The sequence below is a fragment of the Clostridium gallinarum genome (genome assembly GCF_014836325.1).
Taxonomy (GTDB): domain Bacteria; phylum Bacillota; class Clostridia; order Clostridiales; family Clostridiaceae; genus Clostridium; species Clostridium gallinarum.
The window spans coordinates 20,295-36,132 of record NZ_JACSQZ010000021.1; the positions used below are offsets into that span (position 1 = coordinate 20,295).

At 29.4% G+C, this 15,838-nt stretch carries 4 protein-coding genes; all 4 read right to left on the reverse strand.

Features of this window, described 5'->3' with window-relative positions:
• Positions 1-23: 23 nt before the first annotated feature.
• Positions 24-5,633: a beta-N-acetylglucosaminidase domain-containing protein gene (locus tag H9660_RS07510; protein WP_191749757.1), complete on the reverse strand. Its 5,610-nt coding sequence runs from the start codon at positions 5,631-5,633 to the stop codon at positions 24-26.
• A gap of 411 nt (positions 5,634-6,044) precedes the next feature.
• Positions 6,045-11,249, reverse strand: coding sequence for a glycoside hydrolase family 2 TIM barrel-domain containing protein (locus H9660_RS07515; protein WP_191749758.1), 5,205 nt, complete (start codon positions 11,247-11,249; stop codon positions 6,045-6,047).
• Positions 11,250-11,509: 260 nt separating this feature from the next.
• Positions 11,510-14,272, reverse strand: coding sequence for an LPXTG cell wall anchor domain-containing protein (locus H9660_RS16595; protein WP_191749759.1), 2,763 nt, complete (start codon positions 14,270-14,272; stop codon positions 11,510-11,512).
• A 208-nt stretch (positions 14,273-14,480) separates the two neighbouring features.
• Positions 14,481-15,833 (reverse strand): family 4 glycosyl hydrolase, encoded by a 1,353-nt coding sequence (locus H9660_RS07525; RefSeq protein ID WP_191749760.1) that lies wholly within the window; start codon positions 15,831-15,833, stop codon positions 14,481-14,483.
• Positions 15,834-15,838: the final 5 nt, after the last annotated feature.

Sequence of the window (15,838 nt, forward strand, 5' to 3'; positions counted from 1 at the left end):
CATTACCCTAGGAACTATTAAAATTAAATTCTTCTTCTTAAAATTGAGCCAGCACCAATAAATAATGATGCAATTCCTATTAATACAAATGCTGAAGTTCCACCTGTTATAGGTAAGTTTTTATTATCATTTACATTATTATCATAGTTGTTTTCATTATTACTTAAATTATCGTCAACATTATTATTGTCACTTTCAGCATTATCAGCATTATTATTATCTTCAGTAACTCCATTATTAGAATCATCACTTCCAGTATTATCATTTTTACTTTCAGAATTATCATTATTGCTTTCAGAATTATCAGAGTTATTATTGTCCTTCTTTTCTTCTAATCCAGATAAAGCTATTTCTAATTCTTCTGATGCCTTTTTAACTTCATCTTGAGTAGCCTCTTCATTGCCTAAAAGCTCTTTAACTTCTTTTAATTTTATATTAAGTATACTTACACTTTCCTCTGTATACTTAGATACATCTATTGCTTCAGCTTTATTTATTAATTCTTCAAGTTTAGATTTATCAGGTATTAACCTTAAATCTAAATAAGCTCTAATTAATTTATTATAAGCGTCATCTATTTGCTCCTGTGTAGCTTCATTGTCACTTAATATAACTTTACTATTATCTAGTTCTGAATTAAACTTATTAGCACTTCCTACTGTGTACTTAGATAAATCCTTAGCTTCTAACTCAGTAACTAACTTTTCAAGTTTAGATTTATCTGCTGCTAATTCTAACTCAGCAAAAGCTTTATTTAAGCTTTCATAAGTCTCAGCTACTTCTTTTTCCATTGCATTTTCATCTGCTATTACTTTATTAGCTTTTTCAAGTTCAGCTTGAAGTACAGCCCAAGTTGATGTTGTATATTTACTTTCATCTAAAGCATTTATTACTTCAACTAGTTTATTAAGTTCTGTCTTATCGCCTTTCTTGAATTCTAACATCTGAATTACAGCAATTAATCTATCTGAAGCAACATTTACTTGTTCTTGTGTAACATTTTCATCTGTAAGAATAGCTTTAGCCTCTTCTAATGCTTCTTCAAATTCCTTAATTACTGCTGGAACAACATCTTCAAGAGCTCCTTTTTCTTTTACAGCTTCAGCATATTCTACAACAATTGTTAATAATGTCTTATCAGCCTCTGGAGTTGCTATTTCATCCTTAACTAAAGAATCTATCGCAATTCTTAAACTTGATACAGAAGCACTTACCATTTCCTTTGTTGCTTCTTCATTTTTTATTACCTCATTTGCATTTTCTAATGCTGTATTAAGAATATTTAAAGATACTTCTGTATACTTTTCACCATTATTATTAATATCATTAGCTTCATTAATAATATTTGATAATTCTTCTATACTTACTAATTCTGTAATTGCATTTGATAGATTATCTTTTGCACTATTTATTTTTTCTTGATTTGCATTTCCTAAATCATTTAATATAGCTCTTGCTTTTTCTAAAGCTTCTGTAAATTTAGAAAAGCTTCCAACTGTATAGATTTCTTCTAGATAATTATTAGAATATTCTACTAATGATTCTAAATCAGTTATATTTGGAACATTATAATCTGTAATTGTAACTAATTCATAAATAGTAGGAGCTATTCCTTCCCACTCAATTCTTATTTCATAAATATTATCATACTTAGCATTTATAAATTCATTTAAACTCCTATTCAATATTCCAACTTCATTCCAAACTTCTTCTCCTGCTTCATTATATCCTGTTCTAACCATTACCTTAGCATTTGAAATATCATTAGCACTTTGAATAATATTAATCTTCTTAACATCTGTATTTTCTGATAATCTGTATGTTAAGCTTCCTGATTTTATTTCTCCATTATTAGTATTTGGTTTATATGCTGTAGTTAAATTTCCATCATTAATTTTTTCTGGTCCAAAACCTTCTACTTCTATTGGATCAGATACATATGTTGGATTATTAGCAGTCGGAACATATTCTCCATCATTTATTAGTATTTCACTTATCCTAACCCATCTATAGTCATAATCAGCAGTAAATAAAACCCTTAAATATCTAGATTCCTTAACAGTATCTAATTCTCCCTTTATAAATGCATGAGATATTGGTACTATAGTTGTACTATCTCCATGATCATATCCTGCATCAACTGGTTTAGAATTCATATCACTATTATTATTTTTAACTCCATCTCCAATAGTTATTACATCTGTCCATTCTTGGCCATCTGATGATATTTGGAATTTAGCATCCCTTAAATAGTTAATTTCTGTATCTAATACAGAATAAGTGATATTACTTACATTAATACTTTGCCCTAAATCAAATACTATACTTTTATCTTTTCTAGGATAAGAGTCAAATGATGCTGATGTATTAAAGTTTTTATCAAATATTGATGTTACATTACCATTAATATCAACAAATGATGATTCTAACGATATTGGATAAATCTCATTTGATTTAACTTCAAACTTATTTAAATTGAAAGTAACATCTTTACTAGCTATTAATCTAATATATCTTGCATTTTTCAAACTACTTGTCTCATCTAAATTAACATCAAACCATTCCTTTTCATTCATAGATGCTTGTAATGCTAATCCATCCATACTTGATACTTCTAAGGCAATTTTACTTAAATCCTTAATTCTATCTAACTTAACTCCAACATACTCGTTTTCATGTAAAGTTATATTTTCTTGTGGTACTAACTTAGTTAATTCTTCACTTTCAAATATTGATTTAATCTCTAAATCAGTGTTTGTATAAACATTCTTTGTTGATTCTAATGAAGTATATTTTTCTACTTTTAATTCTGAAAAAATAACCCACTTATTTAACGCCTTCGTATTAACTAACCTTACATATCTAGCTTCTATTCCATTTAAATTTTCTTCTATAACATCTTGTCCTGATGCCTTACCTATATATTCTTTATAAGTAGTCCAATTTATATTATCTTTTGAGTATTCCATTTTATAATTGGTCCATTTATCTGCTGACCCATTTCTTCCTAAAACAAACCTAACCTTCCCTACTGGAACTATAGACCCTAAATCTAATCCCATATAATCTCCTACTAGAGTTAAATCCCCAGTATTAGTCTGATACCAAACATCAGTACTATCATTTCCATCAAATAAATTAGATTGGCTTCCAGAATAAATTTTCCAAGCAGATGTTCTTATAACTGAAGGCGTAATTGTTGTTTCATTCTTTGGTAAGTCATTCTTATTCACAACAATATCCTTAATTCCAAGCCAAGTACTTAATCTAGCTTTAGTTGCAATAACACGAATTCCCGTTGCATCTAAATCTAAGTCTTCTACTGTAATTTTATTTGGCATAGAATAAGTCTTGCCTTCTTCTAAATCTACCCAAGTTTTCCCATCAACTGTATATTGAACCTTAGCCTCTTGCATTGTATCATTTGAATTTGAAATTGCTCCCATTAAGAACTCTACATCTTTAATATTAATTACTCTATTGTACTTAACACCAACATAAGTTCCTTCTGATATACTATTTGGATTCTTATAAACAACTTCTGTTGAAGAGTTATTATCTAGTATATTTGATAAACTTCCTGTTGGAACATCAGATCTATTTGTTATAACCGCTGCTATTACCTTAGATGGATCTACTATTCCAGTAACTATTGCTGCTAGTTCACTTTCTAAAGTTTTTATAAATGGTACAATATGTTGAACACCTACTTCTGAGTATTCAAGGTGATCTACATAATTAAATCCATATGTCTTTGATTTTTCAAAAGCTGATTGTGCAGATGAATAGTTAGACCATAATTCACTATTATTACCTTCTTCATTTGCTATAATAGCCTTTAAATATTCAATTGCTGCTTTTGTTGTATCCTCCCAACAATTTAACCAATAAATTATTTGATCTCTTGTCTTTTCATTTCCAGGATTATTTTTATAATAATTAGCTGCTTCTTTAAGCTTTGTAAATTCTTCAATTAATTCTAATGCATCTTCTTTTACACTAGCTCCAGAAGCATATTTTTCTTTAAATGCTGTAAGCTTTGGTGCTAATTCAACAGACTCTTGTAATGTAGTAACACGAGTATCCATAGCTTGATTAATCATGTGCTTACTTATTTCTCTTAATGCACTTGAAGCTTCAGTTTCTATAGCTGAATTATGATCCATATACTTAAATGAATCATACCAATTTTGGTCTGCTTGATCCTTTGTATCCCAAATATTCCATGAGTAATCTGCTACTGCAAATAAAGCTGATTTATTCGCCTCTGATTGTTGCATTGGGTTTAACATTATACCTTCAATAAGTGTTGGATCTACCCCTGGATGTAGGAATGTATCATTACCACCCATTATTAAATGTTTCTTAGAATTATCTGAACATGGCCAGTTAATCCAATAATAAGGTGCTCTACCTGTATTATTTTTAAATGTTTGTGAAAAATTTTGAGTTACCTCTCCCCATATTCTTCCACCAGTAATAACTAATTGAACATTTTCTGGTGATTGCTTTAAATATGTGAATTCATTGCTTGAACCATTTCCCATATAATCAAAAGGAATATATGGTAGTGTGGTTTTCATATCTGGATATTGAAGCTTTACTTCATTTTCTAACCAAGTAGTTATATCATTAACTAATCTAAGACCAAGTTGTCCGCCTGGATTGGCAAAGTCATCTGCAAGTATAGCTACTTGCCTAACACCTTGATCTATAACTTGCTTAAGTTTAGCTTTTAAATCAGATAAATCCTTTTGGTATCCAGCTTCACCTTTACCAATTCCAAAAGCATCATTTCCTGGAAATGGGTGAATTCCATAAACAAACCTAGTTTTAGAAGCATTGCCTGCATCTGCTAATTGTTTAATCCATGTTAATTCATCCTCAGTGTAAAGTGTACGCCATTGAGTTCTATGCTTAGGATCATCCTTTGGAGCATAGAAATAAGCATTTAACTTATAGTATCCACCATAAGTCATAAGATCTACTCTATCTTGAACTGACCATGGATTTCCATAATATCCTTCTATAAATCCACGAGTTACAACATTTGAGTAATCCTCTATTTTAAAATTTCTAATTTCATTATTATCTATTTGGTTTACTACATGATAAAAAGTAGTTAATCCATAAAATGCTGAATCTGTATCTTTTCCAATAACAGTTATCGTATTATTATCTACTGCTAAAAAATAAGCATCTGTTTTACTAAAAAGACTTTCTGTTAATATACTATACTTATTAGCATAAGTATCAACAGATTGTCCAGAACCTTCAATGCCAACTAAAATATTAATCTTACTTTCAACAATTTCATTTGAATTTGAAACTTCATAAGTAATATTATTAGATTTTAAAATCTCATCTTCCAGTCTAGCTTTAGTATAGTCATCTATACCAGTTTCGTATACAATGTTTACTCCATTATTAAAATTAGTAATACCCTCTTGATATTCTATCCTTTGTGGAGCAGGGTAAATTTCGTATTCATTACTATTATTAGTAGTAACTTCTGCTGTATATACTTCATTAGTTGTAGTATCTGCTGATACTGTAATAGTACCTAACATATTAGATAATACCATAGCACCTGTTAGCATTGCTGATAAATATCTTTTCGATCTCTTTATCATAATTTATCCTCCTTAATATTATTACTATAATTTATATAAATATTTAGCATCGTAAATTATTAAACTAAAAAATACTATGCTTATAAAAGCTACATATAATACTAGCAACATGTAATAAAAGGAGTTTAAATATTTCTCAATACCTCTTAAAATACCCTTCCATTCCATATAAATAGAAAAGCTGAAAAGGCATAAAAATACATCTTCAGCTAATGCTCAAATTTAATTGATTACACGCCCACTTCCATTTTTTTATATATTTTATAGTTTTTCACATTTATTATAGTATAGAAAGTAAATCTTTTCAATAAACTAATTATCTTTTCATACAATATCTATTAATGTTCTATATATTTATTTTATACTCTATATTTTAATAGAGCTGTCTTACAACAGCTCTATTAAAATATATTACTTATCTAAAATTATCTTAGTGACAAAATTGATTTCGTAATCTTCTATAACTCCATCTTTATTTAAGTCAAGATGCTCTATATTACTCCAATTACTATCAGAATTTTTCTTTCCGTAATTCTTAGAAATTATAGCTAAATCAGCAATATTAATTTTTCCATTGTTATTTATATCACCTGTAGTTTCAGTAATTACTAAGCTATTAAATCTTTCTATAGCTAAATTTAACTGATCTTTAATAGCTTGAACTTCTTCATTTGTCGCATTCTCACTATCATTTATAGCTTTTTCTATTGCCAAATTTAAACTAGATTTAGCTCCTAAATGATATTCTCCAATCTTTGTACCTTCTACAGCATTATCATAAATTTCTTGTGCTGAGCTGATTAATTCATTTAAACTATTATCTAATTGTTCTTCTGCCGCTTTAACAAATAATGCTTCCGCCCAATCAGCATGGTCACTACCATTATTACCAACCTTGTCAGCTACTAATTTGACTTCCTTTATCCCTTCTATATCTAAATTAATAAATTTAGCAGGATCATTTGCTTTCATAACACCACTATCAAAGGCTAAATTATTATCAACATAAACTTTAAATTGAATACCATCACTATTACTTCCAGACATTTCTTGATCATTTCCAACATAGCTTTGGAAATACTTATAGTCTTTTCCTGATACATCATAAATTATTGTGGAGTCAGTATGTGTTCCTATACCTTTACTAAAGGTTGTAACCTTATCGCCAACTATTAATCTTAATGGATTTGAATCTACAGATAGATCCTTTTTAATTGTTCCCCATCCAATTGTTGCACTTTTCCATGCAATATCACTAGCATAGTAACCTTCAGCAACATTTACCTTTGTTGATATTTCTACATTATTTCCAGAAATATTAGCAGCTCCTTTTATAGTGTAGACTCCTTCTTTTTCAAATATCATATGATCAAGAGGCTCCCAAATTACATTTGCGTAAGATTTTGATTCATCTGTATAATTTATAAGAATTTCTGATGGTAAAGTAACTAAATTTCCCAATTTAGCACTTATTGTGCCTGTACTAGCAATTTCTTTTATTGTTATTGTAGCTATAACTTTATTTGTAGTTCTTTCTATTGTTCCTTCAACAGTAAATTCTCCTACTTTATTATAGCTTTCTTCACTAATTTCATTCCAAGTAACGCTAACTTCCTTGCTAATTCCATCAACCGTGTCAACTGTTATTTTATTTGGAAGCTCTGGCTTAATCCCCTTTATTCCAGATATTGATATATTTTGATTTTCAGCTAATTCATATGATAATGCTTTCTTATTAACTTCCATTGGATCTTCATCATTTAAATTAATTGCTTTAAGTCTCATTCTATAAGTGTAATTTTTATTTGATTTCAATTGGAAGTCTTCATGAGGCCTAGCTCCCCAAGCATCATCTCCTCCAACCCCCATTTGCTTGTAGTTAAGATTAACTTCAATATCACCCTTAACCAACTTATATGGATGACTCTTTGAAGATAACTCTTCTTCACTATAATGAAGGGCTGAGAATTCAATTAAATTATCTCCTGATGCCATTAATCCAACTCCATCTTCATTAGTTAAAGTCATCCACCTTACATCAGTCTTATTACCAGTTTGTTGTGGCTCTAAATAAGGAAAGAATTGATCATCTACATTACTAGTATATAACCCAACATCAGTGCTCATATTTCTATCCCAGTAGTTTTCATCTGGTCCTCTTCCAAACCATTGTAAGTTTTCAAATCCATTTGACATTTTAAGTTCCATACCTATAGCAGGTATTTCAGGAAGTGATGATGAACCCGGCTCTAAGTTTGATGTAATAACAACATCTCCATTACCATAAATTTTTATAATATTACTATATTTTGACGCAGTAGTTGTTGGAAGAGTTGAATCAACTGCAATTGTTACAACTTTCTCATTAGAGATAACATCAATATTTTCTATAGTTCTATTTTCACCAGCATTTTTCCAAGTTGCTGTTCTATTTGGCATTCCATTTTCTCTATCATTATCATTTGGAGCCCTCCAAAAATCTGGTATTATTGGTGAGCTTAGTAACTCTACTCCATTATTCTTAAAAGAATCAATATTTCCAGTTGATTTATCAAAATTAACTTCAAAACCTTTTCCTGAAACTTTTATATCACTATCAGATTCTTCTAAAGATACATTTTCCATAGATGACACATCAACCAAATCTTTACCTTCATCTGCAAAGTTAACAATAAATTGTTGTTTTGCAACTTCGTATCCAACATCTGCCCATTTTGTAGCTTCTTTTTGCTTAAATCTTACGGTTACAAAATATTCAGATCCATTATCTATATTTTCAGGAGCATTAAATGGAATCACTACCTCTTTAGTTGTTAATGGTTCAATATCTAAGCCATCTAATTTTCCTTCGCTAATTATTGCTCCATCTTGATAAAGCTCCCATACAGCATCATACTTATTTATATTAGTAAATAGACTTTCATTTTCTATAGAAATTATTCCATTATTAATATCAACCTCTTTCATCTCTATATCTTGATAGTGATACTTAACATCTAAAAGCTGTGCCTTTGGAGTTCTATCTGCATTTAGTAACCCATTGCCAGAGAAGTTTCCATCATTAGGACTATCTCCCCAATCACCACCATATGCAAAATATTTATCATCTCCACTTGGATTATTAGTTACTTGGTTATCAAAATCAACCCAAAGTAATGAATCTGATGCATCTCTTGTTTTATCATTTAATTCTTCAAGTGATAATGCTCTATTATAAAGTCTAACATTATCTATTGTTGCATTACTTCTTCTATTTTCCTGAGCATCTCCTCCTATAGTTAATGGATAATTAGACGACGTAATTACTCCACTATATTTAGTTTCTGATACTTGCTTTCCATCTATAAATAATTTAATAGTTTCACCATCATAAGTTCCAGCTATATCATGCCAATTACCAACCCAGTTTTCCGGTAATTCTGTTACCATAGCAGATACCCATTGTGTATATGAACCTGGTTTATTAGCATCATAAATAAAGAATTCTAAAGCTCTCTTCCCTGTATGCTGAAAATCAACAGTTTCCTTTATTGCGAATTGAGTATCTCCCTTTGCAACGAATGTGCTATCTGTTGTAGATTCTTCAGGCTTTACAGAAACTTCAACAGTTAAACCCTTGCCAGTTACATTTAACTTTGAATCATTTGGTAAAGTGGCATATCCCTTGATACCTTCTCCTTCTTTACCTTCTTCTAATCCTCCACTTTGAATATCAACTGTAAATCCATTACTACTTGAATCTTTTATAGAAACCTCTTCTTCAATATCCTTATATAAAGCTTGATCTACAAAATCCCATATAAAACCACCTTGAAGATTATCATACTTTTCAAATATCTCCATATATTTATTTAAATCGCCGCCACTATTGCCCATTGAATGAAGATATTCACAAATAATTACTGGTTTATTCTTACTTGCAAAAGATTCTAATGTGCTTGGATATGGATACATCCAACTAAATACATCTGATGCTGTTGTATTATTGCTATAATCTCCTTCATAATGAATAGGTCTAGTTGGTTCATTTTCTCTTATCCAATCTGCTGCCTCTTTAAATATTTCTCCACCACCAGCTTCATTACCTAAAGACCACATTACAATTGATGCAACATTTTTGTCTCTTTCTACCATACTTTCTATCCTATCCATAACTGGCGCTTTCCACACTGGTACACTTTGTGGAATTTTATCTCTAACTCCATGAGTCTCAACATTTGCTTCATCAACAACATACAATCCATATTCATCACATAATTCTAAAAATGCAGGATTATTTGGATAATGTGATGTTCTAACTGCATTTATATTATTAGCCTTCATTATTTTTATATCTTCAATCATACTTTCAACCGAAACTGCTCTGCCATCAGTTGGATCTGTTTCATGTCTGTTTACCCCTTTAAAATAAATAGGTTTTCCATTTATTAAAATTTGTTTATCTTTAATTTCTACCTTCTTAAATCCTATTTTTGTACTTACAGCCTCTTTTTCTACTCCATTTTTATCTTTTAAAGCAATGACTACTGTATAAAGATTTGGATCTTCAGCAGACCACTTTTTAGGACTAGTAACTTCTCCACTTATATTTACAATCTTACGAGTAGCATTTTCATTTAAATCAGTTTCCCCATCAAAATTAGTTGTAGTTTTAAGAGGAGAATCAAAAACTTCATTATAATCAGCATCATAAAGTTTTGCTTCAATAGTATATTCATCATTATTTTTTAAGTAATTCGATAAATCAACTTCAATATCTAATGTAGCATCTTCATAATTTTCATCTAAATTTCCCACTGCTTCAAAGTCTCTTATGCGAACTTCAGGAGTTGAGTATATGGATACATCTCTAAATATACCACTTAATCTTATAAAATCTTGATCTTCAAGCCAGCTTGCATCTGACCATCTAAATACTTGTACAGAAATAATATTTTCTCCTTCTCTTAAATAATCAGTTATATCAAAATCCTTTGCAGTATAACTATCCTCTGAATAACCAACTTCTTCACCATTTATCCATAAATAAAATGCTGACTCTACACCTTGAAATGATACATAAACTCTTCTATCTGTACTCCATCCTTCTGGTAACTCAAAACTTCTTTGATATGTTCCAACAGGATTATACTTAGTTGGCGCAACTCCTATATCTGGATTTTCAGTACTTGTCCAAGGATATTTAATATTTGTGTAAATTGGATAATCATACCCCTGAGTCTGCCAGTTACTAGGAACCTTTATTGTATCCCAGCCATCAGTGTCAAAACCATTTTCATCAGATACATCAGGCCTTAAAGATGGCTTATCAACTATATTAAAGTCCCATTCACCATTTAGTAACATATTATAATCAGAATTTACCCTTATTCCTCTTTCTGCTACTGGTTTCTTTTCATATTCTAGAGCTGTCTCGCTATTCTTATAAGATACAAAAGTTGAATGTGCCTCTTCTCTATTTACTTCATATACATTAGGTTGATTCTTCCATTGTTCTTTAGTTTCGAATAACTTACTAAAAAAGTTAGTACCTGCAGATACTACATTTTCACTTAATGTAGTTGTTAATACTACAGCTACTATTAGTGCAAATAATTTCTTATTGCGCTTTATCATAAAATCTCTCCTCTCACCAATTATACTTTTACCCTCTTTCCTACCACAATTTAAAATGCTTTTATTTCTATATTTTACATTTAATGTAAACAACATATAGTTAATTATATCTATAAAATAAATTTTTGTCTATACATCACTGTTATGTTCGCAAGATTGTTTAATATTAGATAATTATTAGTTACTAAATCTAATTTTGTAAAATTAAAAAGAGTAAATAAATTATATATAAATTTATCTACTCTTACTATTGTTATAAATTATCTTTTCTTTTTGGATAGTATAGCACCTAATAAAATTGAAATAATTGAAACGGTTGAAAAGTAAATGGTATCTATTCCTCCGGTAGTAGGTAACTTATTATTTTCTTTATTTCCATTATTTTTTGTGCCACCATTGTTTACATCATTTTTATCATTATTTCCATTATCACCATTATTATTTTCCTCTTTATTAGATTCTTCAGTATTTTTATCATTTTTACTACTATCATCACTCTTAGCTACTAAATTATCAATTGATTTTACCAAATTATTTGTAGCTATTTCTACATCGACTTCATTTATTTCATTATTATTTAAAACTTCTGTCGCTCTTGATAAAGCTATTTTAAAAATTTCAACTGAATCTTCTGTATATTTAGTCAAATCTAATACTTTAGCTTTATTTATTAACTCTTCTAACTTTTCTTTATTAGGTATTAATCTCAAATCAAGATAAGCTTTTACTAATTTTTTATAAGTTTTCGCTACTTCTTCTTCCATTGCATTCTCATCTTCTATTACCATATTAGCTTCACTAAGTTGAAGTTCTAATGTAGACCAAGTAGAAGGCTTATACTTATCTTTCTCTAATGCATTTATAATTTTAACTAGCTTTATTAGTTGAGTTTTATCCCCCTGCTTGAAATCTAACATATGAATTGCTTCAACTAATCTCTTTATAACTGTATCAACTTCTTCTTGACTTACATATTCCTTATCAAAAATTATCTTAGCTTCTTCTAATGCAGATTCAAACTCATTAAATACAGCGGGAACAACATTTTCAAGTCCACCATTTATCTTTACTTCTTCTGCATAATCTATAACTATTTCTAAAGCTTCCTTATCAATTAATACAATATTATCTTCCTTCTCAATAAGATTATCAATTGCTTCTAGAATATCTATTTTTAATTTATCTATATCTTCTTGTAATGCACTTTCATCATTTAATAATATTTTAGCATTTTCAATTAAATCAATTAATGCTGCTGTACTTTCATCTGTATAATTATCTAAATTAATAGCTTCTGCTTGCTCTAATGTTTTTATTAATTCATCTTTATTAACCTCTATACCTTCCATCTTCTCTTCAACAACAAAATAATCTATTATCATATTATATGATCCATTTGCACTAGGATTTTGAGTTCTTGTATTTAATACTTTAATCTTATACGAATTATTTAAATCAAATTCCTTTTCATAAATTAATGCTTGATCTTCCATAATGTCTCTATAACAATCAACTTCTTTAGTTTCTATAAGGGTTTCTTCTCCATCTTCTAATAAATATACTTCTACTCTTAAAATTGCTGTCCCTACAGCTTTTCTGCCATAAACAGAAATCTTATTTCCATAAAAAGATAATCCTATACTGTCATCTTTTTTATCAGTTTTTAATTGTGTACCTTTAGAAGCAGTACTTGATTCTATAGTAACAAATGTTCCACTCTTATTGACCAATTTATCTTCAGCTTCATAAGTTCCAGCTTTGGGTATTGTTGAATCAACAGGTTTTTCATTAACTTGTGGCTTCTTAGCTTTAGTTACTACATATTGAGCTTGTTTTTTAACTATTTGCTCTTTATACTCTACAGTTACTTCAACTTCTATTATTCCTGGATTATTAGCTATTAAAGTATTCCCTGTAATAATTCCTTCTCCACTAATTACTTTATAAGTTGTTACTACTTCACTATTAATTTCTTTACAAGAATCAATAGCATATGATGATGTTAAAGGAATACTTATACTATCATCATAATATGAAATAACATACTTTCCACTATTCATAAATACGTTTTCTAATGTATTAACTTCACACTCACTACTTAGACTTTCATTTACATCTACATTAAATTTAACTACATTTAATGCCTTTTGGCTTGTACTACTATTTTTTACTATAATTATGCAGTCAGTATCTTTTTCAAACATATTTTCAAAATCTTTTACTTTTATTAAATTAGGATTCTCACTATAAGTATTAATATTAATAACCTTAAATGGTGTACTCATATTATCCTTTGTATATACTTCTATCACGCCTTCACCAGCACCTGCACCTGATTTTAATATTGGTGTAATTCCAGTTCCACTCCATTCAAACTTAACATAAGCACCATTTGACTTTGTATAAACTAATGGCTCTTGATTAAATGTGGTATTAACCCATTTACTATTAGCTTCTATAGGAGTTTCATTAATAACATCTGTTTGTAGATCCCCACTACTTAAATATTTCTTTACTTCATCACTTGTTGAATTCACACTATAAGGAACCTTTACCGTTTCATGTCCTAAACCATTATAAGCGCCAATATTTATATTTCCTTTAATTATACTATATCCATAGAAATCTAATCCCCCATTATCTTCTAAAGATACACCTGATCCAATTAATGGAGATATACTTTTTAATTTAACAGCTTGAAATACTTCATCTTTAGAATTGCTAAATATATTTTCATTCATAAATTGAGGATTAATAACTTTAGCATTAGAATCCACTGAAATGCCATTTTTATTAGGTTGATTAATTCCATAATATACATTATTGTTAAATGTTGAATTTTCACCAAAATCAAAAGGTGAAGTTCTACTTGCTAAATTTGAATTTGTAAAATACCAAATGTTATTAGTATAAGTCACCTCATTTCCTTTATATACTGGATGAGCATCTTTATTAGAAATAAATGTATTGTTATAAACTTTAGCATTTTCAATTTGAGTTTCAGGATCTTTATCTTCTCCCACAGCTACTATTTGAGCTACATGTGGAGCAAATGTTCCAGAATCATTAATGCTTATATTATATCGAATTGTATGGTTACGATTGTATGATTTAGGCCTGACATGAGTCTAATAAAATTTAGAATCCTAGAACATATAAAATGAACTTTCCTTATAGTATTATGTTTTTAAATGAAAAAGAGGCTGTCTAAGACAACCCCTTTTTTTCAATCTATTTAAGTTCAGGCCAGAACTCTTTATTTGCTTCTATCATATCATCTAATATATCTTTAGCAATTAATGCTGATGGAACTGTTTTATTCATAGCGAATGATTGAAGTACCTTAGCATATGAACCTTCAATTGCTCCTTCAACTAATAATTTTTCTGAAGCTACTTGTTGTTCCATTAATCCTTTATGGAAAGTTGGAATTGCATCAATCTTAATAACTTCCGCTCCATTTTTACCCATTAGTGCTGGTAATTCTACCATAACATCATCATCTATATTAGGAATATTTCCGTTATTAGGTTCAATAACTATAAACTTTTGTTTTAAGTCATTTTTAATAGATACAGCTAAATCTGCAATAAAGTTTCCATGTGCTCCATGATAGAATGCATCCTTTGTTATTTCTCCTGTCTTTAGGTAATGATCTACCCCTTCAAATAAATTCTTTTCACGGCTCATCATAACTTCATTTGCTCTAGTCCATTCTGCATCTGAATGTTCTACTACATCTTTAGATAATAAGTAATATTGTAAATAAGTGTTTGGTAAATAATCTGGGAATAAATCCATCATAGTCTTCATATTGTTCCAAACCTTAATCCATGATTGAGAAGCATGTCTTTCTCCTTCTTTAAATGGATTTTTCTTCATAGCTTCTACATATTGTCTTGGCATTAAAGTTCCAACTTCATTTAAGTATTCACGAACTTCCTTAATTATATCTCTTCCTTCATAAGTAATTTCAGTAAACCATCCAAAGTGATTTAATCCAAAGTATTTATAATCCATCTTTAAGTAATCTACATCACCTAAACATTTACCAATCATTTCTAAGATAGCTATTGGCATATCACAAATATTTATTATTCTTGCATTAGGTCTTAAAACTCTACAAGCTTCAGAAACTACTGCTGCTGGGTTTGAGTAATTTAATATCCAGTGGTCTTTAGCTGCATATTTTTCAACATCATCTATAACTTCCATCATTGGGAATATAGTTCTAAGTCCATAAGCTAATCCACCACAACCACAAGTTTCTTGTCCAACACATCCATGCTTTAGTGGAATCTTTTCATCCATTTCACGCATAGCATACTTACCAACTCTCATTTGAGCAAATATAAAGCTTGCATCTTTATAAGCAGTTTCTTTATCAGTAGTTACAGTTAATTTAATATTTGAATTTAATTCTTTTAAAATATAATCTACTACAACAGCGACCTTATTTTGTCTTTCTTCATCTATGTCAAATAATCTTACTTCTGTTGCTTCTAAGTCCTTTTCTCTTAATGCTATTGATTTTACTATTCCTGGAGTGAAAGTACTTCCTCCACCTACTATTGTTATTATCATATCTA

Coding starts and splice junctions, on each gene's coding strand:
- H9660_RS07525 (WP_191749760.1), bottom strand. CDS start 15,833: ATGATAATAACAATAGTAGGTGGAGGAAGTACTTTCACTCCAGGAATA.
- H9660_RS07515 (WP_191749758.1), bottom strand. CDS start 11,249: ATGATAAAGCGCAATAAGAAATTATTTGCACTAATAGTAGCTGTAGTA.
- H9660_RS07510 (WP_191749757.1), bottom strand. CDS start 5,633: ATGATAAAGAGATCGAAAAGATATTTATCAGCAATGCTAACAGGTGCT.